Origin of the sequence: Variovorax sp. OV700, assembly GCF_900099805.1 — a bacterium.
GTDB lineage: Bacteria > Pseudomonadota > Gammaproteobacteria > Burkholderiales > Burkholderiaceae_C > Variovorax.
In genome coordinates, this window is record NZ_FNDR01000006.1 from 79,968 (window position 1) to 101,596 (window position 21,629).

The 21,629-nt window shown below is 66.1% G+C and carries 21 protein-coding genes; 4 read left to right on the forward strand and 17 right to left on the reverse strand.

All coding sequences use genetic code 11. The annotated features are described in order from the left end of the window. Window positions 1–11 precede the first annotated feature (11 nt). From BLR24_RS15590 to BLR24_RS15610, 5 genes are read right to left on the reverse strand one after another with little or no spacing between them, the layout of a single operon-like run. The gene (locus tag BLR24_RS15590; protein WP_093018416.1) at window positions 12–1,226 is read right to left on the reverse strand and encodes a vWA domain-containing protein; all 1,215 of its coding nucleotides are present in this window, start codon (window positions 1,224–1,226) and stop codon (window positions 12–14) included. Between the two features lie 25 nt (window positions 1,227–1,251). Then, window positions 1,252–2,154 carry an AAA family ATPase gene (locus BLR24_RS15595; protein ID WP_093018418.1) on the reverse strand — a complete coding sequence of 301 codons (903 nt, stop codon included), beginning with the start codon at window positions 2,152–2,154 and terminating at the stop codon, window positions 1,252–1,254. A 58-nt stretch (window positions 2,155–2,212) separates the two neighbouring features. Beyond that, window positions 2,213–3,004, reverse strand: coding sequence for an FAD binding domain-containing protein (locus tag BLR24_RS15600; protein WP_093018420.1), 792 nt, complete (start codon window positions 3,002–3,004; stop codon window positions 2,213–2,215). 21 nt (window positions 3,005–3,025) lie between these two features. Beyond that, window positions 3,026–5,476 (reverse strand): xanthine dehydrogenase family protein molybdopterin-binding subunit, encoded by a 2,451-nt coding sequence (locus BLR24_RS15605; RefSeq protein ID WP_093018422.1) that lies wholly within the window; start codon window positions 5,474–5,476, stop codon window positions 3,026–3,028. Between the two features lie 12 nt (window positions 5,477–5,488). Continuing rightward, a complete protein-coding gene (locus tag BLR24_RS15610) occupies window positions 5,489–5,986 on the reverse strand; it encodes a (2Fe-2S)-binding protein (RefSeq protein ID WP_093018424.1) in 498 nt (165 codons plus the stop codon). 181 nt (window positions 5,987–6,167) lie between these two features. Between BLR24_RS15610 and BLR24_RS15615 the strand changes: the two genes are divergently transcribed. Next, window positions 6,168–7,313, forward strand: coding sequence for a helix-turn-helix domain-containing protein (locus BLR24_RS15615; protein ID WP_175543281.1), 1,146 nt, complete (start codon window positions 6,168–6,170; stop codon window positions 7,311–7,313). 10 nt (window positions 7,314–7,323) lie between these two features. Here the strand turns inward: BLR24_RS15615 and BLR24_RS15620 are convergent, their stop codons facing one another. Beyond that, entirely contained in the window at window positions 7,324–7,701 is a 378-nt protein-coding gene (locus BLR24_RS15620; RefSeq protein WP_093018426.1) for a nuclear transport factor 2 family protein, read from the reverse strand. Here BLR24_RS15620 and BLR24_RS30720 point away from each other — a divergent pair. The 3 genes from BLR24_RS30720 to BLR24_RS15625 all read left to right on the forward strand — a co-directional run bounded on the left by BLR24_RS30720 (window position 7,700) and on the right by BLR24_RS15625 (window position 9,951). Continuing rightward, complete coding sequence (locus tag BLR24_RS30720; protein WP_175543282.1) at window positions 7,700–7,843, forward strand: hypothetical protein; 144 nt, start codon at window positions 7,700–7,702, stop codon at window positions 7,841–7,843. The genes BLR24_RS15620 and BLR24_RS30720 overlap by 2 nt on opposite strands. A gap of 185 nt (window positions 7,844–8,028) precedes the next feature. Beyond that, window positions 8,029–8,169, forward strand: coding sequence for a hypothetical protein (locus tag BLR24_RS30725; protein ID WP_175543283.1), 141 nt, complete (start codon window positions 8,029–8,031; stop codon window positions 8,167–8,169). Window positions 8,170–8,331: 162 nt separating this feature from the next. After that, window positions 8,332–9,951, forward strand: a complete 1,620-nt coding sequence (locus BLR24_RS15625; protein WP_175543284.1) for an RHS repeat-associated core domain-containing protein — start codon at window positions 8,332–8,334, stop codon at window positions 9,949–9,951. Window positions 9,952–10,626: 675 nt separating this feature from the next. Here the strand turns inward: BLR24_RS15625 and BLR24_RS15630 are convergent. The 11 genes from BLR24_RS15630 to BLR24_RS15680 form a co-directional block, all read right to left on the reverse strand. Further along, on the reverse strand, window positions 10,627–11,484 hold the full coding sequence (locus tag BLR24_RS15630) for an ABC transporter substrate-binding protein (protein ID WP_093018430.1): 858 nt from the start codon (window positions 11,482–11,484) through the stop codon (window positions 10,627–10,629). Then, window positions 11,481–12,200: an ABC transporter ATP-binding protein gene (locus tag BLR24_RS15635; RefSeq protein WP_093018432.1), complete on the reverse strand. Its 720-nt coding sequence runs from the start codon at window positions 12,198–12,200 to the stop codon at window positions 11,481–11,483. Before BLR24_RS15635 ends, BLR24_RS15630 begins: the two co-directional genes overlap by 4 nt. Further along, on the reverse strand, window positions 12,197–12,955 hold the full coding sequence (locus BLR24_RS15640) for an ABC transporter permease (RefSeq protein WP_093018434.1): 759 nt from the start codon (window positions 12,953–12,955) through the stop codon (window positions 12,197–12,199). The genes BLR24_RS15635 and BLR24_RS15640 overlap by 4 nt, the downstream gene beginning before the upstream one ends. Window positions 12,956–13,051: 96 nt before the next feature. Further along, the gene (locus BLR24_RS15645) at window positions 13,052–14,524 is read right to left on the reverse strand and encodes a M81 family metallopeptidase (RefSeq protein ID WP_093018436.1); all 1,473 of its coding nucleotides are present in this window, start codon (window positions 14,522–14,524) and stop codon (window positions 13,052–13,054) included. Beyond that, window positions 14,521–15,660, reverse strand: coding sequence for an ABC transporter substrate-binding protein (locus tag BLR24_RS15650; RefSeq protein WP_175543285.1), 1,140 nt, complete (start codon window positions 15,658–15,660; stop codon window positions 14,521–14,523). Before BLR24_RS15650 ends, BLR24_RS15645 begins: the two co-directional genes overlap by 4 nt. Continuing rightward, window positions 15,657–16,910, reverse strand: a complete 1,254-nt coding sequence (locus tag BLR24_RS15655; protein ID WP_093018440.1) for a Zn-dependent hydrolase — start codon at window positions 16,908–16,910, stop codon at window positions 15,657–15,659. Before BLR24_RS15655 ends, BLR24_RS15650 begins: the two co-directional genes overlap by 4 nt. A gap of 32 nt (window positions 16,911–16,942) precedes the next feature. Further along, window positions 16,943–17,653 (reverse strand): ABC transporter ATP-binding protein, encoded by a 711-nt coding sequence (locus BLR24_RS15660; protein WP_093018442.1) that lies wholly within the window; start codon window positions 17,651–17,653, stop codon window positions 16,943–16,945. After that, window positions 17,650–18,420 (reverse strand): ABC transporter ATP-binding protein, encoded by a 771-nt coding sequence (locus BLR24_RS15665; protein ID WP_093018444.1) that lies wholly within the window; start codon window positions 18,418–18,420, stop codon window positions 17,650–17,652. The genes BLR24_RS15660 and BLR24_RS15665 overlap by 4 nt, the downstream gene beginning before the upstream one ends. Then, window positions 18,417–19,376 (reverse strand): branched-chain amino acid ABC transporter permease, encoded by a 960-nt coding sequence (locus tag BLR24_RS15670; protein ID WP_093018446.1) that lies wholly within the window; start codon window positions 19,374–19,376, stop codon window positions 18,417–18,419. The genes BLR24_RS15665 and BLR24_RS15670 overlap by 4 nt, the downstream gene beginning before the upstream one ends. Before the next feature lie 8 nt (window positions 19,377–19,384). Next, window positions 19,385–20,245 carry a branched-chain amino acid ABC transporter permease gene (locus tag BLR24_RS15675; RefSeq protein ID WP_093018448.1) on the reverse strand — a complete coding sequence of 287 codons (861 nt, stop codon included), beginning with the start codon at window positions 20,243–20,245 and terminating at the stop codon, window positions 19,385–19,387. 26 nt (window positions 20,246–20,271) lie between these two features. After that, the gene (locus BLR24_RS15680) at window positions 20,272–21,477 is read right to left on the reverse strand and encodes an ABC transporter substrate-binding protein (RefSeq protein ID WP_093018450.1); all 1,206 of its coding nucleotides are present in this window, start codon (window positions 21,475–21,477) and stop codon (window positions 20,272–20,274) included. Window positions 21,478–21,629: the final 152 nt, after the last annotated feature.

The following is a 21,629-nucleotide window of genomic DNA, read 5'->3' on the forward strand; positions in this document are numbered from 1 at the left end:
TCTGTGAGCCGCTAGCGGCCGGACCGCATGAGTGCGGCGAGGCTGGCGGCCAGCTGTTCGAGGGCACTGAGATTGTGGACCGCCAGCATCGCGTCTGCATGGCGGTGCAGCACGCTGGCCCCACGCGCCAAAGGGGCGTAGCCCTCGAAGCGCAGCAGCGGGTTGAGCCACAGCAGGCGGCGCGAATGGCGCTTGAGCCAGAGCAGCTCGTTTTCGAGTAGCGCGGGCTCACCGGTGTCCAGCCCGTCGCTGATCACCAACACCAGCGTGCGGCGGCCCGTCAGGCGGCGGGCATGGGCGCGGCGGAGTTCGGCCAGCGAACTGCCGAGCCGCGTGCCGCCTGCGAAATCGTCGATCGCGAGGCTGGCGGCGCCCAGCATGGCGTCGGTGTCGGCCAACCTGAAAGCGGGCGTCAGGTCGGTCAACCGAGTGCCGAACGCGAACACGTCTCGCCGGCCGGCCCGCCGGGTGGACGCATGCAGAAACGCCAGCAGCAGCCGTGCATAGCGCTCCATCGAGCCCGACACGTCGATCAGCACCAACAGCGGCAGCGGCTGCTCGCGGCGGCTCAGCTTCGGCAGGCGCAGGATCTCGCCGCCCGTGCGCGCCGCCTCGTGCAGCACGCCGGGCCAATGCATGCGCGCATGCTGCTGCCCTGCATCGCTCGCCACGCGCAGCCTGCGTGAGGGCAGTGAAGGAATGGGCAAGGTCACGTCGCGCGCCAGCCGTTCGACCAGGCGGTACTCGGACGCACCGAGCGCGTTGAAGTCCGCATGCTGGAGGCGATGGCGGTCGCTCGACGTCATGGCGGCGTCGAACTCGACCTCCTTGTCGGGCTTGGCCGGCGCAGCCGGCTTCGCTGGATCGCGTGGCGCGGTGAGCGCTTCCCGCACGCGAGGGCGACGCTTGGAGGGCTCGGCCTTGCCTTCGGCGCTTGGCAGCATCTGCGCGAGCAGCTTGTTGGCCAGTTCAGGGTCGCGAAACCACGCATCGAAGAGTTCGCGGAACACCATGCGGTCCTGCTCGCGGCTCACCATGACGGCTTCCATCGCGGCACTCAGATCGAGGCGGCTCTCCACACCCACCAGCGTGGCCGCTTCGGCAGCGAGCGCGATGCGCATGGCATCGGTGCGCACGCCCGCGCGGCGCAGCGCGCGGCCAAAGGCAGTGATGTTGCCGGCCAGCTTGCCGCTGCGTACGTCGCCGAGTTGCTGGATGCCGGTCATGGGCGGCCGCTACCTTCGGCCACGCTCAGGGCGCAACCGGCTCCTCGGGCTTCAGCAGGTCAGCCGCCAGTTCGCGCGTGAGCGCGGCCACGTCGTCGCGCTGCTTGAACAGGATGCCCGCGGTGTCGACCACCACTTCGGGGTCGAGTTCGACGGTGTCCAGCGCAATCAGCGCCCTCGCCCATTCGACGCTCTCGGCGATGCCGGGCGCGCGCTGAAAAGCGTTGACGAAAGGCGCATCGCGCAGCCGCGCGACGAAAGCAGCTACCTGGGCCGAGAGCTTCTCGCCGGCCTCTGGCACCTGCGCGCGCACGATCGCCAGCTCGCGTTCGCGCTCGGGGTAGTCGAGCCAGTGATAAAGGCAGCGCCGCTTGACCGCGTCGTTGAGCTCGCGCGTGCGGTTGCTGGTGAGGATGGTGACGGGCGGCACCACGGCGCGCACGGTGCCGAGCTCGGGAATGCTGACCTGGTATTCGCCGAGGTATTCGAGCAGGAAGGCCTCGAAGGGTTCGTCCGCGCGATCTACTTCGTCGATCAGCAGCACGGCGCCGGGCGCGGGCGTCTGCAGGGCCTGCAGCAACGGGCGGCGGATCAGGTAGTGGGGCTGGTAGACCTCGGCCTCCACGTCGCGTGCCGCGCCGGAGGCCTCCGCCGCGCGCATGTGCAGCAGTTGCGCGGCGTAGTTCCATTCATAAAGCGCTTCGCGCTGCTCCAGCCCGTCGTAGCACTGCAGGCGCAGCAGCTCGCGGTTGAGCGCTTTCGACAGCGCCTTGGCCAGCTCGGTCTTGCCGACACCGGGCTCGCCCTCGAGCAGCAGCGGGCGCTGCAGCTTGAGCGCAAGGAACACGGCCGTGGCCAAGCGGCGGTCGGCGAAATAGCCGGCCTGCATCAAGCCTTCGGAGAGGGAATCGATGGTCGGAAAGATCATGGCAAAGCGTAGCGGAAGACGCGAGGATGCCGCGCCTTCCGGTCGGCACCCGGCTGCTTCAGCCCAGCGCCTTGGTCACCGCGCGCTGCGTCAGCACACTGATCAGGTTGGCGCGGTAGGCGGCCGTGGCATGCAGGTCGCTGTTGAGGTCGCTCGCATCGATCTTCACGGCCGCCGCGGCTGCCGCCGTGAAGCTCTTGTTGAGCGCATCTTCGAGCCCGGCGTGCCGGAACACGCCGTTGCCGGCGCCGGTGATGGCCACCCGCACGCCGCTGTCGTACTGCGCGAGGAACACGCCGACGAGCGGAAAGTTCGACGCTTTCTGGCGCAGCTTTTCGTACACGGCCCGCTTGGGAAGCGGAAAGCGGATCGCGGTGATCAGCTCGTCTTCTTCCAGCGCCGTGGTGAAGAGGCCCAGGAAGAAATCGTCGGCCGCGATCTCGCGCCTCGAAGTGATGACGGTGGCACCGGAACCCAGCACCGCGCTGGGATAGCACGCGGCCGGGTCGTTGTTGGCCACGGAGCCGCCGATGGTGCCCATCGCGCGCACCTGCCGGTCACCAATGCGCGAGGCCAGGTCCGCCAGCGCGGGGAAGGCGGCTTTCACGTCGGGATTGTTGGCCACGTCGAGGTGGCTCGACATGGCGCCGATGGTGATCGTGCCAGCGTCTTTCTTGATGCCGGTGAGTTCCTTGATGCCGCCAAGGTCCACCAGCCGCTCGGGCGCGGACAGCCTGAGCTTCATGGAGGCGAGCAGAGTCTGGCCGCCGGCCAGCGGCTTGGCGCCGGCCGTGACCAGCTTGGCGGCATCGGCCATGGTGGAGGGCCGTTCGAGTGTGAAGGCGTACATGGTGTGTGGTTCCTTCTATGTTCAGGGGGCGGGACGGCCTTGGGTACTGGCGGCGAGCGAGGGCGCTTGCGGTGTTGCAGCCTGCGCCGCACTTCCGCTGCCCTTTTGCATCGCTTCCCAGACGCGGCTGGCCGATGCGGGCATGTCGAGATCCTTGACGCCGAGCGGCGCGAGCGCATCGAGCACGGCGTTGATCACCGCCGGTGGCGAGCCGATGGCGCCCGCCTCGCCGCAGCCCTTGGTGCCGAGCGGGTTGTGCGTGCATGGCGTGCACACCGTGTCAAGATTGAACTGCGGAAAGTCGGCGGCCCTGGGCATGGCGTAGTCCATGAAGCTGCCGGTGAGCAGCTGGCCGGTCTCGTTGTCATAGACGCAGTTTTCGAGCAGCGCCTGGCCGATGCCCTGCACCAGACCGCCGTGCACCTGGCCCTCGACGATCATCGGATTGATGATGGTGCCGAAGTCGTCCACCGCGGTGAAGCGGTCGACGCGGACCTCCCCGGTCTGCTTGTCGACTTCGACCTCGCAGATGTAGGTGCCACCCGGGAAAGTGAAGTTGGTCGGGTCGTAGAAGGCGGTTTCGTTCAGGCCGGGCTCGAGCTTGTCGAGCGGATAGTTGTGCGGCACGTAGGCCGTGAGCGCTACCTGTCCGAACGGGATCTTCTTGTCGGTGCCCTTGACCGTGAACTCGCCGTTGGCAAACTCGATGTCGGCGTCGCTCGCCTCCATCAGGTGCGCGGCGATCTTCTTGGCCTTGGTCTCGATCTTGTCGAGCGCCTTCATGATGGCCGCGCCGCCGACCGAGATCGAGCGCGAGCCATAGGTGCCCATGCCGAAGGGCACGCGGCCCGTGTCGCCGTGCACCACGTCGACGTTGTCGACCGGAATGCCCAGCCGCGCCGCCACCACCTGCGCAAAGGTGGTTTCGTGCCCCTGGCCGTGACTGTGCGAGCCGGTGAACACCGTCACGCTGCCGGTGGGATGCACGCGGATCTCACCGCACTCGAACAAACCCGCTCGCGCGCCCAGCGCACCCGCGATGTTCGACGGCGCAATGCCGCAGGCCTCGATGTAGCTCGAGTAGCCGATGCCACGCAGATTGCCCTTGGCCTCGGTGGCCGCCTTGCGCTGCGCATAGCCATCGACATCGGCCAGCACCCGGGCCTTGTCCATGCAGGCATGGAAGTCGCCCGTGTCGTACTGCAGTGCCACCGGCGTCTGGTACGGAAAGGTGGTGATGAAGTTGCGCTTGCGGATCTCGTCCTGGCCCAGGTTCATTTCCCAGGCGCAGCGCGACACGAGGCGCTCCAGCAGGTAGGTGGCTTCGGGCCGCCCCGCGCCGCGATAGGCATCGACCGGCGCGGTGTTGGTGAACCAGGCATCGACCTCGACGTAGATCTGCGGCGTGGTGTACTGGCCCGCGAGCAGCGTGGCGTAGAGGATGGTGGGTACCGCGGTCGAGAAGGTCGACAGGTAGGCGCCCAGGTTGGCGTCTGTGTGCACCCGCATGGCGAGGAACTTGCCATCTTTGTCCAGCGCCATCTCGGCATGGCTCACGTGGTCTCGGCCATGCGCATCGGACAGGAAACATTCCGAGCGTTCCGCCGTCCACTTGATGTTGCGATTGAGCTGCTTGGCGGCCCAGGTCAGGCACACGTCTTCGGCATACAGAAAGATCTTGGAGCCGAAGCCGCCGCCCACGTCGGGTGCGATCACGCGCACCTTGTGCTCGGGCAGGCCCAGCACGAAGGCCGTCATCAGCAAGCGCTCGACGTGCGGATTCTGGTTGGACACGTAGAGCGTGTAGTCGTCGGTGCCGCGGCTGTAGCTGCCAATGGCCACGCGCGGCTCGATCGGGTTGGGAATCAGCCGGTTGTTGACCAGGTCGAGCTTGGTCACATGCGCGGCATTGGCAAACACCGCATCGACAGCCGCCTTGTCGCCCAGCGCCCACTTGTAGCACTGGTTGTCAGGCGCTTCGTCGTGCAGCGTGACGCCGCTCGCCTTCTTTGCCGCGTCGGCCACGCTCACCAGGGCGGGCAGCACGTCGTAGTCGACCACCACGGCCTCGGCGGCGTTCTTGGCCTGCTCGACCGTTTCGGCCACCACCATGGCCACGTGGTCGCCCACGTAGCGCACCTTGTTGATCGCAAGGATCGGGTGCATCGGCTCCTTCATGGGGGTGCCGTCGGGGTTGTTGATGAGCCACCCGCAAGGCAGCCCGCCCATCTTTCCTTCGATGTCCTTGCCACTGAAGATGCCGACCACGCCAGGCATCTTCATCGCCTCGGCAATGTCGACAGACTTGATGACCGCATGGGCGTGCGGCGAGCGCACGAAGACCGCATGGCTCTGGTTGGCCAGCGTGATGTCGTCGGTGTAGTTGCCCGCGCCGGTCAGGAAGCGGTAGTCTTCCTTGCGCCGCAGCGCTTCGCCGATGTGGGGCAGGTTCGAGAAGTCGGAGGCACCCATGATGTGGCTCCCTTAAACGGTGGCGGTGGTCTTGACCGGGGTGCCCGAGGCCATGGCCTCGCCGCCCATCTTCACGGCCTTGACGATGTTCTGGTAGCCCGTGCAGCGGCACAGGTTGCCGTCGAGCAGCTCGCGGATCTCGGCTTCGCTCGACTTTGGATGGTGGGTGCACAGGTCGATGGCGCTCATGACCATGCCGGGGGTGCAGAACCCGCACTGCAGGCCGTGGCACTCCTTGAAGGCCGCCTGCATGGGGTGCATGGTGCCGTCCGGCTGGGCGACGCCCTCGATGGTGGTGATTTGCGCACCGGCCACCTGCCCGACCAATATGTTGCACGACTTGACGGCGCGCCCGTTCAGGTGAACGGTGCAGGCGCCGCACTGGGCGGTGTCGCAGCCGACATGGGTGCCGGTGAGATGAAGATGCTCGCGGATGGCGTGCACCAGGAAAGTATTGGGGGGTGCGTCGACCGTGGCCGGTCGGCCGTTGACTGTGAAAGCTACCTGCATTTGGCTGTCTCCGTGAAGGTGATGGCTGGTTCAGCAATCGGCATCTTGGATGCCGGTCTCGTGCACTATCCTAGGCAAAACCCTCGCCGCTTGCGCAGCCGGCGCGAAATTCTCAAAATGAAACAACTTGCCGACCGGCAACTTTCAACAAGAAGACCTCCCGTCCGAGCCACCCGACCCGATGCCCGCCTCTCCCGTTCTGCACCCGCCCGAGCGCTCGCTCGCCATTGCGCAGGCTCGCCGGGAGCTGATCCACGGTGAAGGCTCTCGCTCCCGAGGCAACGTGCGCATCGAGCCATGGATCGCCCGTTCCTGGGAGCGTTGCATCGAAGCCGGGCGGCAGCCGCAGCAGCGAGTGGACTTCGAACCCGTGGGCCGATCGGCCGTTCGCAACGTGGCGGAGCGCAACCGGGCGCTGGTGGTGGCGGCCCGGCCGGTGATCGAGCGGCTGTCGCGCGCCATCGCCGACACCCGGTATTTCGCCGTATTGACCGACGCCGCCGGCATCGTGGTCGACGTGGGCCCCCTGCCCGACGGCACCGACGCCGCCAGCCGCCATGCCCGCAACATCGCGCGCGTCGGCGTCGACCTGTCGGAGCGCGCGATCGGCACCAGCGCCATCAGCACCGCGCTGACCGAGCAGGAATCGGTGTGGCTGCACCGCGGCGAGCATTTCTTCGAGGACACCAGCGTCTACAGCTGCGCCGGGGCGCCGCTCTTCGGCCCCCAGGGCGACTGCATCGGCATGCTCGACCTGACCGGCGTCCAGGTGGTCGAGCGGCCTGAGCTGCGGCACCTGGCCACGCTGTCGGCGCGCAGCATCGAGAACATGCTGGTGCTGAACACGCGATGCGAACTGCGGCTGCATCTCTCGTGGCCCGGCAGCCCCCCGGGCAACGACGTCACCGAGGGCCTGCTGTGCGTCGACGCATGCGGCAAGGTCACGGGCGCCAATGCTGCGGCGCGGCAGATGCTACATCAGCCCCTGGCAACGCGCAGCCCGCATGCCCTGCACTGCAACGACCTGTTCGCGCTGCCGCTGAGCATGCTGTTCGATGCCGCCCGGCGTGGCGACGCCGTGCTCGAGGTGCCGCTCTGGTCGGGCTTGCGAATCGAGGTGCGGCCTCGGCGCGGCGGCAAGAGCCCGGCGAGTGCGGCGCCCGAGGCCCGGCCTCTGCTGCGCGACGTCGAGACCGCGCTCATCCGCAAGGCCGTGACCGACGCCCGCGGCAACGTGGCCGAAGCCGCGCGCACCCTCGGCATCAGCCGAGCTACCGTCTACCGCAAGCTCTGGCGCGGCCGGGCAGCTTCTGGCTCAGCGGACTGAAGCCGAAGCTTCAGGCGCCCACCGGCACCTTGTCGAGAAAGCCGGTCACCGAACGAAGCTTGCCTGCGTCGAGCCGCGCGAAATCGGTCCCTTGGATCAGGTCTTCGGCGCCGCTCGGGCCCAGGATCCATGAAAAGCGCAGGTTGTCGCCGTGCGCCTCGGCATTGCCGAACAGGCTGAAGCGAAAGCCCGGGTAGCGCTGGTGCACCGCACCGACCAGCGCGCTGATCTGCTCGCGGCCGCTGGCCTGTGCCATGGGATCGGCGTAGTGCGCGTCGGCTGTCCAATGGGCCTCGATCAGCGCGGCGCGGCGCGCGGCATCGGTTTCGTTCCAGACGGCGATGTAGCGTTGTGCAATGACGGCGGCGTCGTGTGCGGCGGTGTTCATGATGACGATTCCTTTCGAAGTTCTCGACCCGCAACATCGCGGGGTGAAGGAATGGTCGCGCCGGGCGCTTCCGGCGTCGATGACCTGCGAGGTCATGGTGCGCTCGGTTAACAGAGTAGCCAGCAGTTCGCTCGAAAAGTGACAAGCGGCGATCAATGTCAACTGCCAGGAAACCTAATTTGAGCTGCGGCCAGTAACTGGCTAGGCTCCCGCGTCAAAGCTTGCGCTCGCAGCTCGGGGTGAACGGACCTGAGGCCTGTTTGAAGCGACGAGAAAAAGCCGTGAGCTGAGCGACCGGCGACAAGAAATTTCAGGGGGAATAAAACCATGACAACAGCGATTGTTGGCGCCACCGTGCGTCGTAACTTGGGTGTCGGGCATCGCCGCAACCGCGCAAAAGCGGTTTCAGCTGTTGCTACATTCAGCCCCAATCAAAACAGCCGAAACGGGCAAGAGAGCCAGTCATGAAAAAGTTGACTGTGTTGCTGCGCGTGTGCGCGCAGGTGGTGGACCGAGTTTCCGGTCTTGTCATTGCTGGCTTGCTGGGCTGCCTGAGCCTCAATGCTTTAGCGTCGATATGCGTACGACGCGGTCGGGCGCCTCATCCAGATGAACTGGGATGGCCAATCCTTGGTCGCCAACATCTTCTGGAACCCGCTGGGTCAGCCGTTCAAGTGGGGGTGGGCCTTTGCCGACAGCAATGCCGCCACGAGTTTGTACGCCCTGCGCGCTTACGACACGGCAGGGCGCATGACCACCACCGAGTTCAGCAGCTATGCCTACGACGCCGCCGGGCGGATCACCAGTCTTACGCAGAACCTTTTCGGGCCGGCGGACACGGTCGCCACCAACAGCACGGTGACCAATGCCAACACCAGTTGGAGCGTGACCAATGACCCCACGGGACGCGTGACCGGCTTCAACGTCATTACCCCCGCCACTGCGACCAATCCAGCGAGTACAGCGGGCTTCACTTACGACGCCAACGGCAACCGCAAGACCAGCACCAGAGGGATTGGAGCGCAAAGCACGAACAGGACCTACGCGCTGCCCTCGTTCGACAGCAACCAGGCCACGGGCTTCAGCCAAACCGTAGGCAGCACGACCACAAGCGTGAACTATGCCTTCAACGCGAACCGTGACCTGACGAGCGACGGACTCAACGGCTTCAGCTACGACGCCGAGGGGCGCTTCTCCAACGCTACCGTGGGCCGCACCGACAGCAGCCCGACCACGCGCTACGCGCACAACGCGCTGGGTCAGCGTGTCTTCAAGACCGAGCCGGTGTATCCGGCGCAGGGCACAACGGGCAGCGCGCTGGAGGCGTTCTTCGCCAAGGGCTGGACGCCATTGACGGTAACTGCGGAAAAGCTGGGCTACGCCTTCGTCTACGACGAGGATGGCATGCTCCTGGCCGAGACGGGCATGGGCGGAGCCAACAGCGGGGGCAATACGCAGTACGTGTACCTGCCCACGGCCAGCGGGCCGATGCCCGTGGCAGCGGTGATCAATGGGGTGGTGTACGCGGTGCACAGCGACCACCTGAATACGCCGCGGCGTATCACCAGCGGCAGCGGGCAAGTGATGTGGCAGTGGGCCTACTCGGCGTTTGGGGAGACCGCACCCACAACTGCGGCAAAAAGGTTCGCGGGGCCTGAGACCGTGCCGACAAGCGGAACAACCACCGCAACCCCGGTGACCTTCAACCTGCGGTATCTGGGCCAGTATGCGGACTCCGAGACGGGACTCTTCTACAACGCCAACCGCACCTATGACCCGAGGACGGGACGCTATACACAGCCCGATCCGACCGGTCTTGATGCTGGCTGGAACCTGTTCGCCTATGCTGAGCTCAACCCGTTGCTGTTCACGGACCCCGAAGGACTGGAAACCATCTACAACGTTGGCCCTGTGTCCGTCGTCGCCTATCCCGGCCCTCCAGCGACTGACTATCGCGCGGAGCACGGCTTAAAAACGGGTGCGGGCCATCATGTGCATACTTTCATCGGAAAGCACGAAGGCCCGCGGTTTTTGACGGGCTCGTTTGCTGTTTACCCGGGTGACGAGAAGCTCTGTGCTGGCCCATTCAAAGACGCATTGGACAAGCTCACTGAGGGCGAAAAGCAATACATCAAGCGTGCGCAGATCCAAGTCTTCAATGACGGGAAACTCGGTAATCGCTTGCAAAATCGTAGACTCCGACTAACGCTGCCTCGAATCATGAGTGGCATGCCAAAGGGACGTGAATGAACTCGAATTCGACAGTCGAACACGCTTACTGGCTCGCCTGTAATGAAGATGCCAAGGTAGCCGCACTTGGTCGCACCGTGCTCGAAGCGTTGGCCGAGCGTGGTTGCTACGGCGCCATTCGAGCTTGCGGATGATGGGCATGTGCTTGCCACGTCGCACTGGCTGTCGCCGTGAGGCCGAGAATCACCCACGAATTGGATGGCGCGTACAGCTATCGGAACCCGTTGAGCTACACGGATTCGATGAGACTTGACCTTTGGAGGCGCGAGCTATGGACTACTTCAAAGGCAGGCAATGAAGGACTTACGGCGTTTTTTAGTGATATGGGCGCCTTTCATCGCTGCCTCTATAACCACAATCGTGGCTTCTCACACGCTGTGGGCAACAGAGTGGTGCCGAGGGTATCTCGCGGCACTCGGAGTTCTGTGTTGTCTTCTCGGGGCGCGCGTCCTCGCAAAAACGGGCGTAAGGCGTGGGCCACTAGCTGGTGTCAGCTTCGGCCTTCTTGTTGGTCAATGGTGGCTGGTACAAGCGCTCATCTTGGCTTTCTTCTGGCATAGCAACGGGTTTGCTCCATAGCGGGGTGAACTGCAAGACAGTACCCGAGACTCTCACACAGCGGAAGGTGAGTACTCCATGGAAATCTAGCGTCAGAGATCGACGGAACCCAATGATCTAGTTCGCCAGCGCGTTGGGAAAGAACAGCTGCTCGCCGCCGATCTTGTAGTCCGCAATGGTCTGCTGTCCGGCCGGCGAGATCACCCAGTCGACGAACTTCTGCGCGCCCTTGCTGTTGAGCGAGGGAAATTTCTCGGGGCTCACGACCATCACGCCGTACTGGTTGAAGAGCCGCTTGTCGCCCTCGACCAGCACCGCCAGATCGGCACGGTTCTTGAAGCTGAGCCAAGTGCCGCGGTCCGCCAGCACATACGCGCCGGACGAGGCCGCGATGTTGAGCGCCGGCCCCATGCCGCAACCGCATTCCTTGTAGCCCGTGCCCTTGCGATCGTTGGGCACCGGCTGCCCAGCCTCGCCCACGCCGGTCTGCGTCCAGAGTCGGCGCTCGGCCGCGTCGGTGCCGCTCTTGTCGCCGCGCGAAACGAAAGGCGCGTTGGCGGTTGCGATCTTCTTCAGCGCGGCAACGATGTCCTTGCCCTTTGCAGCCACCGGGTCGGCCTTGGGCCCCACCAGCACGAAGTCGTTGTACATCACCGGGTAGCGCCTGGCGCTGAAGCCCTCGGCCACGAACTTCTCCTCGGCCGCGGTGTCGTGCACGAACAGCACGTCGGCATCGCCGCGCTTGGCCATGTCGATCGCCTGGCCAGTGCCCACCGCCACCACCTTGACGTCGATGTCAGTGGCCTTCTTGAAGGCCGGCAGCAGCTGCGAGAACAGGCCCGATTGCTCGGTGGACGTGGTCGAGGCCATGGTGATGGTCTCGGCACACGCGGCACCCGCAGCCAGTAAGAAAACCGCCACCGCCAGCGAGGCGCGGATGCCCGCATTGCCGCGGTGCTTGAAAGACAGACTCATGCCAACTCTCCTTTGACGAACAGGCGGGCCTCTTCCGGCAGCGGCCCATGAAAGAAATCGTGCACTGGCAGGTCGGCCAGCACGCGGCCGTGCTCGAGGTAGACCACGCGGCTGGCCAGCCGCTTCACCTGCCCGAGGTTGTGGCTCGCGAACACCAGCGTGCGGCCCGCGGCGGCTTCGGCGATGAGCGACTCGACCTCGCGCTTGGCAGTAGGGTCAAGGCTGGCGGTGGGCTCGTCGAGCAGCAGCACCGCCGGATGCAGCGCCCAGGCGCGTGCCAGCGCCACCCGCTGCTGCTGGCCGCCTGACAAGGCGCGAGCGTTGCGGTTTGCCAAGTCTTCCAGCCCCACGCGCGCCAGCGCCGGAATCGCGGCGCGGCGGGCATCGCGCCAGCGCATGCCGCGCAGCCACAGCGCTATCGCCACGTTGACAGCCACCGACGCGCGCAGCATGTGCGGACGCTGGAACAGCATGGCCTGGTGGCGGCCCGGCGCGGCGCTGGTGAAACTACCCGCCGCATGCGGCACCAGGCCATGCAGCAGCCGCAGCAGCGTGGTCTTGCCGCTGCCGTTGGCGCCGATCAGCGCCACGCGCTCGCCGGCCGCGATGGTGAGGGTCGCGCCTTGCAGGGCCGCCACGCGCCCCAGCCGGACGTCGACGCCGTACAGCGCAAAGACGGTGGTGTCGGCGCTTGCAAGTTGCACGTGTTCGTTCATGGGCGCGCCTCGGGCCGCCACCAGGCCGCCATGCCGCCGCCTTCGCCGCCCCCGCCATCGACCCGCTCGCGCCACCCGCGGACCGCGGCAATGGCAAGGTTGAGCACCAGCACCACGCCCAGCAATACGATGCCCAAGGCCAGCGCCAGCGGCAGGTCGCCCTTGCTGGTTTCTAGCGCAATGGCCGTGGTCATCACGCGCGTGAAGCCGTCGATGTTGCCGCCCACCACCATCACCGCGCCCACTTCCGACACCGCGCGGCCGAAGGCGGCAATGAGCACGGTGAGCAGCGCATAGCGCTCGTCCCACACCAGGAGCAGCGCCCGAACCAGTGGCCCGGCGCCCAGCGAGCGCAGTTGCTCGCCGTGCGCACGCTCGGCATCCTCGATGGCTTGGCGCGTGAGCGCCGTCACCACCGGCAGCACCAGCACCGTCTGCGCCAGCACCATGGCCTTGAACGAAAAAAGCCAGCCCAGAAAGCCGAGCGGGCCAGAGCGCGACAGCAGGAGGTAGACCACCAGTCCGACCACCACCGACGGCAGGGCCAACAGGGTGTTCAGCAGCGTGAGCAACCCGGCGCGGCCGCGAAAGCGCGCCACGCCCAGCCACGCCCCCAGCAACAGGCCCAGCCCGCAGGCCAGCACGCAGGCGCTGGCGCTGACCGCGAGCGACCGCCCGACGATGGCCAGCAACACCGGATCGCCCGACACGAGCAGTTGCCAGGCCGCGACGGCGCTCTGTGCAAAGGTGTTCACTCGGAGGGCTTCATGGGTGGAAGCGCCGCAGTATCGCGGTGTACTTCCAATTACCTATGCAACTCTTTGCATAGGTAGCTAATACCCTTGTGCAGATCAGACTGTGTCGAGCGGAAACACGGGTCGGCGCACCTTGGAAAACGGGAACAGGCTGTAGTCGGAACTGGTCACCCCCGGGCTGTCGCACTCGACCAGCGCGGCCGAGATCGGCTCGAACACCGGCCGGCAGTACATGCGCGACTTGAGCAGCAGAAAGCGTTCCTTGCGCGGGTCGAGCCCCGCGCATTCGAAAACGCCGATGTCCCAGGGCTCCTGCGTGCGCTCGGTCACCACGATGCGCGCCGCGCCGATATCGAACAGCACCGTGCGTCCCATGCTGCTGCGCTGCCCGGTATAGGTGGGGCCGGTGATCACGTACTCGCCGTTGCCAACGGTGCGCACCGTCCCGGTCAGCATGACGGGCTTCTTCGACAAGCCGATGCCTTCGAGCGACACCTTGTTGCCCAGCGCCACCGTGACCGTGGCGCCCTCGCCCGCCGCGATGAGTTCGCCCACGGCCTCGGGGTCGCACAGCGGCCCCACGCCGATGCCGTCGAGCCCCTGCGCCAGGGCCTCCTGCAGCACGTCCATGGTGTCGCAGCTGCCGCCGGACATGCAGTTGTCGCCATGGTCGAGCAGCAGCACCGGACGCGTCGCGCCCTGGGCGATGGCCTTGGCACGCGCCACCGATTCGGCCAGGGGCTCGCTGCGGTAGACGAAAGCCTCGCGCTCGTCCCACATCCACTTCGCGATGCGATCGGCGGTGGCCTGCGCGCGCTCGTGCGACTTCGCATCGACAACCACCACACTCATGCACGGCGCCTCGATGTCGGAGAGCGAGAAGCCGGCAAAGATGGACACCGCGAGCGACTCCGATGTTTCGGCTTCGCGTGCAGCCTCGATGGCCCGCTGCATCGCGCCGGTGAAAGACGCGCTGCGCAGCGTGTGTGCCATCAACGGCAACTGGTGCCAGCGCATCGCGGGCTTGCTGCGTCCTGCGAGCAGATCGAACAGCAGCCGCCCGGCGTGTTCGCCGGTCTCGTACATGTCGATGTGCGGATAGGTCTTGAAACCGACGATCACGTCCGCGTTGCCGACCATCACGGCCGTGACGTTGGCGTGCAGGTCGAGCGCCACGCCAATGGGCACGCCGGGTGCCGCGGCGCGCAGCCGAAGCAACAGGTCGCCCTCGCCGTCCGCGCTGTTCTGCGCCACCATGGCGCCGTGCAGGTCGAGCAGGATGGCATCGCAGCCAGGCGCCGCATCGACGATGCATTGCGTGAGCGTGGCGTAGGCCTCCGCGTCGACCGGCCCGCTCGGGTTGGCCGAGGCCGACACCGGCGTGACCAGCGTCGCGCCCGCCTGCTCGGCCAGGTCGATGAAGGCCGACATGGCGGTGCGCATGCCCTTGTTGTCCTTGTAGGCCTGCTCTCCGAACGTGGGTCCGTCGGGCCCGAAGGCCGCCAGCGGCGTGGGCACCGGCGAGAAGGTGTTCGTCTCGTGGTTGAGACGTGCGATCAGTACTTTCATTGCGCAAACTTTCCGCCGCTTCCCAGCATCGTGATGTCGCCGAAACTCGAACCGTTCCGGTTGTCGGGCCGGAATGCGACCTGGAATCCGTTCAGGTTCATGGGCGGCGAATTCTCGATGCTGCGCTTCAGCGATTCGGTGGTGATCGGCCCCTTCACGCGCTGCAGCGCCTCCGCGAAGGCCTTGGCAGTGATGTAGCCCTCCAGGCCCAGGTAGGAGCCTTCACCGCTGCCGCCCGCGCTCTTGATCGCGCGCTGGTACTCGTCGACGATGGGAAACCGGGTCTTCCAGAACGGCGGCACGACTTGCGACAGCACGATGCCGCGGCTTCGGTCGCCGAGTTCCTTGTACAGAAGGAAGGAGCTCGCCACGGAGTTCGTGTAGATCTGCGGATGCACCGGCGCGGCCACCAGCGCCCGGATGACGTTGATCGCCGGCATGCCGGCCGCAATGACGTAGACCGCCTGCGCCCCGCTCGCGCTGACCTGTTGCGCGGTGGCGGAAAGATCCGTGTCCTTGGGATTGAAGCGCAGCGCCAGGAGGGCAGGATGCTTGGTCTTCTCGAGTGCCTCTACCGCGTCTTTCTCGATCCCCTTGCCGTAGGCGTCGTCGCTCGAGACGATGGCGATGCGCGTCACGCCGATGGTCGTCAGGTGGGTCATCACGCGCCGGACTTCGTCGGCATACGATTCGCGCATGTGATAGATCGGCACCTTTGGCCCGCGCAGCACGGCCGCACCGGTCAGTCCGCCGAAGATGAAGCTGTCGTACTTGGTCGCGACAGGCACCATGGCCGCGCCGATACCCGTGCCCATGGCGCCGAAGAGGCAGACGACACGGTCGGTGCCGAGCAGCTTCTCTGCATTGGCCGCGGCTTTCTCTGCCACATAGGCATCGTCGTAGGTGATCACCTTCACGGGCCGCCCGCCGACGCCGCCGGCCTTGTTCAACTGGTCGAAAAACAGCGTCTGGCCCTCCATGAACGCCAGGCTGTTGGGCGTGAGCGGCCCGGTCAGCACGGCGGACTGGCCCACCAGGATGGGTGGTTCCGCGGCCGCAGCAGCAGTGACGGTGGCTGCCACCGCGATGCCTGCCGCGACGATGCGAACGCCAATGCTGCGAAGCGCGGCCTTCACGCTGCCACTCCCGCGCTTTGCAGCATCGCCTGCAGCAGCACGTTGCATCCTGCTTCCAGGTGGCCGGGCTCCGCATCCTCGATCTCGTTGTGGCTGATGCCGTCCAGGCAGGGCACGAAGATCATCGCCGTGGGGCACACGCGCGCAAGGTAAACGGCATCGTGCCCCGCACCGCTGATCACGTTCATCCAGGTCATGCCCTGCGCCTTCGCGGCCTCACGCACGGCTGACACGAGCGTGGGCGTGAAGGGCTGAGGCGGAAAGTAGACGACCTGCTCCACCGTGGCCTCGACCTTGCTCTTGGCGGCGATGCGCTGCACCGACGCTTTCAGCTCGGCGTCCATGGCGGACAGCACCACGTCGTCCGCCGCGCGCAGGTCGACACTGAGCTTCACGCGGCCCGGAATCACGTTGCGCGAATTGGGATAGTTTTCGATCCAGCCGACCGTGCCACGGCCATGCGGCGCGTGGGCAAGCGCAATGCGGTTGACCTCCATCACCAATTCGGAAGCCGCGAGCAGCGCGTCCTTGCGCAGCTCCATCGGCGTGGGGCCGGCGTGGGCCTCCATGCCCTGCAGCACCACGTCGTACCAGCGCTGGCCGAGCGCGCCCTCGACCACGCCGATGACCCGCTCGTTGGCTTCGAGCACCGGGCCCTGTTCGATGTGCGCCTCGAAATACGCGCCCACGGGCGATGCCGCGGCCGAAGCCGGCGCGGCGCCCGCATAGCCGATCGACGCAAGCGCCTCGGCCACGCTGATGCCGTCGTTGTCGCGCTGCGCCAACGCATGCTCGAGCGTGAAGGCGTCGGCGAACACGCCCGAGCCCATCATCACGGGCACGAAGCGCGAGCCCTCTTCGTTGGTCCACACGGCGATCTCCAGCGGCGCCTCGGTGACGACGTTCGCGTCGTTCAGGCTGCGGATCACCTCGAGCCCGGCCAGCACGCCGTAGTTGCCGTCGAACTTGCCGCCCGTGGGCTGGGTGTCGATATGGCTGCCCGTGACCACCGGGGGCAGCGTGTTGTCACGGCCGGCGCGGCGCGCAAAGATGTTGCCGATCTGGTCGACGCGCACCTCGCAGCCGGCTTCACGCGCCCAGCGGGTGAAGAGGTCGCGGCCCTGGCGGTCGAGGTCGGTCAGTGCGATGCGGCAGACGCCGCCCTTCTCGGTCGCGCCGAGCTTCGCCAGTTCCATCAGCGAGTTCCAGAGGCGCTCGCCGTTGATGCGGAGTGGGGTCTGTGAGTTCATGGCTTTGCAAAAAGAAGAAGGTATGCGAGGCCTCAAGCAAGGCCTACGCCCAAGTAGCGGTCTTTCACTTCGTGGTCGGCCATGAAGGCGGCGTTGCCGGCCTCGTGCACGATCACGCCCTGCTCCAGGATGTAGTGGCGGTCGGCGAGTTGCACGCAGACTTCGAGGTTCTGCTCCACCAGCAGGATGGCCACGCCGGCCGCCTTGATGAGCTTCAGCTGCGCGACGATTTCCTCGACGATCACCGGTGCAAGGCCTTCAACCGGCTCGTCGAGAATCAGCAATCGCGGATGGTTCATCAGCGCGCGGCCAATCGCCAGCATCTGCTGCTCGCCGCCCGAAAGCTGGCCACCGCCATTGCGGCGCCGCTCCTTCAGGCGCGGAAAGATGCGGTAGATGTCGTCGAGCTGCCAGGGTGAGTCGCGCCGCTGGCCGAGCAGGAGGTTCTCTTCCACCGTCAGCAGCTTGAAGACGCCCCGGTGCTCGGGCACCAGGCACACGCCGCGCGTGGCAATGCGGTGCGGTGGCAGGCCCGCGATGTCCGCCTCCTGAAAGCGCACGCGGCCGCCGGTGGGCGTGACCGCGCCGGCAATGCTCTTGAGCGTGGTCGACTTGCCCGCGCCGTTCCGGCCGAGGAGCGTGACGAGTTCGGCCTCGCCGACGGTCATCGACACGCCCTGCAGCACATGGCTCTTGCCGTAGTGAGCGTGGAGGCCTTCAACTTCCAGAATAGGGCCGCTCATGCCTTGCCCCCGGTGATCATGTTGCCCAGGTAAGCCGTGCGCACACGCGCATCGGAGCGAATGTCGCCCGGCAGCCCCTCGGCCAGCACGCGGCCCAGTTGCATCACGGTCACGGTGTCGGAGATGTCCATCACGATGTTCATGTTGTGCTCGATCAGCACCACGGTGTGCGCGTCACGCAGGCTGCGGATCAGCCGCTTCATGTCGTCGAGGTCGTCGATGCCCATGCCCGAGGTCGGCTCGTCGAGAAAGATGGCCTTGGGTTTCGCGGCCAGCGCCATGCCCACTTCGAGGCGGCGCTGCTGGCCGTGCGAGAGCACGCTGGCGGGTGTGTCCGCGAGCCGTTCAAGGCCGACACGCGCGAGCACTTCGGCCACCGTCTCGGCACAGGCGCGCTCGCCGACCGGTGCACGCCAGCAGTTCATGGCTTGGCGCGGTGCGACGCCCTGCGCCGCCACGCGCAGGTTCTCGCGCACCGACAGGCTCGCGAACAGGCTGGTCACCTGAAACGAACGCGCCATGCCGCGCTGAACGCGCTTGTGGTCGGGCTCGTGCGTCACGTCGTGGCCATCGAACAGGATGCGGCCGCCCGTGGTGGTGCCGGTGCCCGTGAGCATGTGGAACAGCGTGGTCTTGCCGGCGCCGTTCGGGCCGATCACCGAGTGCACCGTGTTGGGCAGGATTTTCAGGTCCACGCCGCCGAGCGCGGCGAACTTGCCGTAGTGCTTGGTGACGCCGATGGCTTCGATCAGTACGGGTTGCGTCATGCTTTTTCTCCCTGCGCCGCGGGCGTTTTGGGCGCGGACGGCGTCTTGCGGAACACGCGCCGCCATGCGGCTTCGCCCAGCCCCCAGAGGCCGCGCTGCATGCCGATGCTCACGCCGATCAGCAACAGCCCCAACAGCAGCAGCCACCGCGGCCACAGCGTGGAAAGCCAGTCGGCCAGCAGCACGTAGAAGGCCGAGCCCAGCACCGAGGCGAACAGGTTGCCGGTGCCGCCGATCACGGTGATGACCAGGATCATCTCGCTCGTGTGGTACTCGGCATTCGACAGCGGTGCGATGCCGGTCATCATCGCATGCAGGCCGCCTGCAAGGCCGGTCACGGCGCCGGAGATCACGAAGGCCAGCAGCTTGAAGCGCTTGAGGTTGTAGCCCACGGCGGCGGCCCGGTCCTCGTTGTCGCGAATGGCGAGCAGCGTGCGGCCGAACACCGAATCCGTCACGCGCAGCAGCAGGCCGAACGCGATGAGGAACATCACGGCCACGAAGGCGTAGTACTTCCAGGGCGTGTCCATGAAGGCCGGACGCGGCACGTCGAGCAGCCCGTTGTCTCCACCCGTGAGCCCCGAAGCGGTGTACGCCACGAAATAGAACATCTGCGCGAAAGCCAGCGTGAGCATCACGAAGTAGGTGCCGCGCTGGCGGATGGCGACCCAGCCGACCACCGCCGCGCCCAGTGCGCCCATGGCAATGGCAGCGAGCAGGGCGAGCGGCATCGGCAGCTGCAAACGCGTGAGCAGGATCGCGATGGTGTAGCTGCCCAGTCCGAAGAAAATGCCCTGCCCGAACGACAGAAGCCCCGTGTAGCCCAGCAACAGATTGCAGCCCAGCGCGGCAAGTGCATAGATCAGCACCTCGCTCGCGAGCGAACCCGAGCGCAGCACCAGCGGCAGGCCCAGCGCGACGATCAGCGCCAGGAGGAAAGTGATTTTTCTTGGCATGGGGTGTTTCATGTGCTCCGGCCAAGCAGGCCATGCGGGCGCAGCAGCAGCACGGCCGCCATCGCGATATAGATCATCAGGCTCGCCCCCGGCGGCCAGATGGTGCTCATGAGGCTTTGCACGATGCCGATCAGCAAGCCGCCGACCAGCGCGCCGCCGAAGCTGCCGAGCCCGCCGATCACCACCACCACGAAGGCAACGCCCAGCGCCTCGACGCCCATGAAGGGCTCGGCACCTCGAATCGGTGCGGCCAATACGCCGGCCAGCGCAGCAGTTGCCGCGCCCAGTGCGAACACCAGGCTGAACACGCGAAACACGTTGATGCCTAGCAGCGAGACCATTTCGGTCGACTCGCTGCCCGCGCGCACCGCGCTGCCCAGTCGCGTGCCTTCGAGCACCCACCACAGCAGCACCGCCAGCACGGCGGTGAAGCCGATGACGAACAGCCGGTACTTGGGATAGACGAAGCTGCCCCACATCACCACGCCCTGCAGCAGGTCGGGGGTCGCCACGCTGTTGCCCAGAGGCCCCCAGAACACGATGACGATCTCCTGCACCGCCAACGCGAGCCCCACGGTCACGAGGATGTGGAACTCGTGCGCCTTGGCGTACACGCGGCGCAGCAACAGCTTCTCCGCGAGCCAGCCCAGCCCGCCCACGAAAAGCGGCACCAGCACCAGTGCGGCCCAGAAATCGAGCCCCCACTGCATGGCCTGGAAGCACAAGTACGCGCCCAGCAAATAGAAAGCCCCGTGCGCGAAATTCACGAAGCGCAGCAGGCCGAACACGATGGACAAGCCAACGGCCAGCAGGAAATACAGCATGCCGATGCCGATTCCGTTGATGGTCTGGAGCAGGTAGACGGTCATGGGCGCGCCGGTGTCCTTGACGAGCCTCAGGCCAGCTTGCAGCCGGTCTTGTCCACTGCAAGGAAGGACTTGCCGGAACTCACCACGTCCACGTAGTCGGCCGGGTTCTTCATCTTCGACTTGGCCTTGCCCTTGAGCAGGTAGTAGTCCTTGATGACCTGGTGGTCTGCCTTGCGGATTTCCTCCGTGCCCGTGAGGCCGTCGTACTTCATGCCTTCGAGCGCCGCAATCACGGCCTTCTGGTCGACGGTGCCCGCCTTGACGATGCCGTCGATGAGGATCTTGGTGCAGACATACGAGCCTGCGAGGCTGTAGTTGGGCACGATCTTCAGCTTGTCGGCCGTGAGCTTCACCAGGTCCTTGTTGAGCGTGGTGTCGGCCGTGTGCCAGTACTGCGCACCGAAGTAGACGCCGTCGCACAGGTCGGCGCCCAGTTCGTCGAACTGCTCCAGCCCCGAGGCCCAGGCAATGAGGATCGTCATGTTCTTGTGCATGCCGAAGCTCACCGCCTGGCGCAGCGCCGCTGACGACTGCGCGCCGAAGTTCAAGAGCAGCAACACGTCGGGCTTGGCCGCCATGGCGTTGGTGAGGTAGCCGCTGAACTCCTTCTCGTTGAGCGAGTGGTAGCTGTTGCCCACGTGCTCGATGCCCTTCTCCTGGAAGATGTTCTTGGCAGCTCCCAGCAGGCCTTCGCCGAAGACGTACTGCGGCGTGATGGTGTACCAGCGCTTGGCCTTGGGCATGGTGGCGATCAGCGGGCGCACCGTCTGCTCGACGGCGCCGAAGGTAGGCACCGACCAGCGGAAGGTGGCGGGGTTGCAGTCCTTGCCCGTGATCTCGTCCGCACCCGCGGTGGTGATGAAGATGCCGCCGGCCTTCTCGGCCTCCTTGCCCATGGCCAGCGCTTCCGACGACAGGATGCCGCCCGCGAAGAACTTGGCGCCCTGCTGCTGCGAGGCTTCCTGCACCTTGCGCACGGCGGTGGCCGGCTTGCCTTCGGTGTCCAGCACCGTGTAAGCCAGCGGGCGCTTGAGCACGCTGCCGTATTGCTCGATAGCCAGCTTCATGCCCAGGTCGGCGAACTTGCCGTTCGCCGCGAAGGCACCCGACATCGGAACCGGGCAGCCGAAGCGGATCGCGTCGGCCGATTGGGCGAAGGCGGCGCGGCCACCCAGGAGCGAAGCGGGAGCGGCCGACAAGGCGGCAAGCTGAAGAAGGTGTCTGCGTTGCATGAAATTCTCCGGACGTGGTTGGGAGGTAAGGGAAAGTGCGGCCTGAGGTCGGCAGCGAATTTAAGCGGATAAATAGGATTAATATGCTGGTAAAAACCCGCTAGCAATGGCCGTGCCAAAATCCGGGAAGGCCGGGCCCGATACCTGCTCCA

Coding starts and splice junctions, on each gene's coding strand:
- BLR24_RS15655 (WP_093018440.1), bottom strand. CDS start 16,910: ATGAACTCACAGACCCCACTCCGCATCAACGGCGAGCGCCTCTGGAAC.
- BLR24_RS15665 (WP_093018444.1), bottom strand. CDS start 18,420: ATGACGCAACCCGTACTGATCGAAGCCATCGGCGTCACCAAGCACTAC.
- BLR24_RS15620 (WP_093018426.1), bottom strand. CDS start 7,701: ATGAACACCGCCGCACACGACGCCGCCGTCATTGCACAACGCTACATC.
- BLR24_RS15615 (WP_175543281.1), top strand. CDS start 6,168: ATGCCCGCCTCTCCCGTTCTGCACCCGCCCGAGCGCTCGCTCGCCATT.
- BLR24_RS15670 (WP_093018446.1), bottom strand. CDS start 19,376: ATGCCAAGAAAAATCACTTTCCTCCTGGCGCTGATCGTCGCGCTGGGC.
- BLR24_RS15660 (WP_093018442.1), bottom strand. CDS start 17,653: ATGAGCGGCCCTATTCTGGAAGTTGAAGGCCTCCACGCTCACTACGGC.
- BLR24_RS15590 (WP_093018416.1), bottom strand. CDS start 1,226: ATGACCGGCATCCAGCAACTCGGCGACGTACGCAGCGGCAAGCTGGCC.
- BLR24_RS15645 (WP_093018436.1), bottom strand. CDS start 14,524: ATGAAAGTACTGATCGCACGTCTCAACCACGAGACGAACACCTTCTCG.
- BLR24_RS30725 (WP_175543283.1), top strand. CDS start 8,029: ATGACAACAGCGATTGTTGGCGCCACCGTGCGTCGTAACTTGGGTGTC.
- BLR24_RS15600 (WP_093018420.1), bottom strand. CDS start 3,004: ATGTACGCCTTCACACTCGAACGGCCCTCCACCATGGCCGATGCCGCC.
- BLR24_RS15595 (WP_093018418.1), bottom strand. CDS start 2,154: ATGATCTTTCCGACCATCGATTCCCTCTCCGAAGGCTTGATGCAGGCC.
- BLR24_RS15630 (WP_093018430.1), bottom strand. CDS start 11,484: ATGAGTCTGTCTTTCAAGCACCGCGGCAATGCGGGCATCCGCGCCTCG.
- BLR24_RS15680 (WP_093018450.1), bottom strand. CDS start 21,477: ATGCAACGCAGACACCTTCTTCAGCTTGCCGCCTTGTCGGCCGCTCCC.
- BLR24_RS15635 (WP_093018432.1), bottom strand. CDS start 12,200: ATGAACGAACACGTGCAACTTGCAAGCGCCGACACCACCGTCTTTGCG.
- BLR24_RS15675 (WP_093018448.1), bottom strand. CDS start 20,245: ATGACCGTCTACCTGCTCCAGACCATCAACGGAATCGGCATCGGCATG.
- BLR24_RS30720 (WP_175543282.1), top strand. CDS start 7,700: ATGATGACGATTCCTTTCGAAGTTCTCGACCCGCAACATCGCGGGGTG.
- BLR24_RS15605 (WP_093018422.1), bottom strand. CDS start 5,476: ATGGGTGCCTCCGACTTCTCGAACCTGCCCCACATCGGCGAAGCGCTG.
- BLR24_RS15610 (WP_093018424.1), bottom strand. CDS start 5,986: ATGCAGGTAGCTTTCACAGTCAACGGCCGACCGGCCACGGTCGACGCA.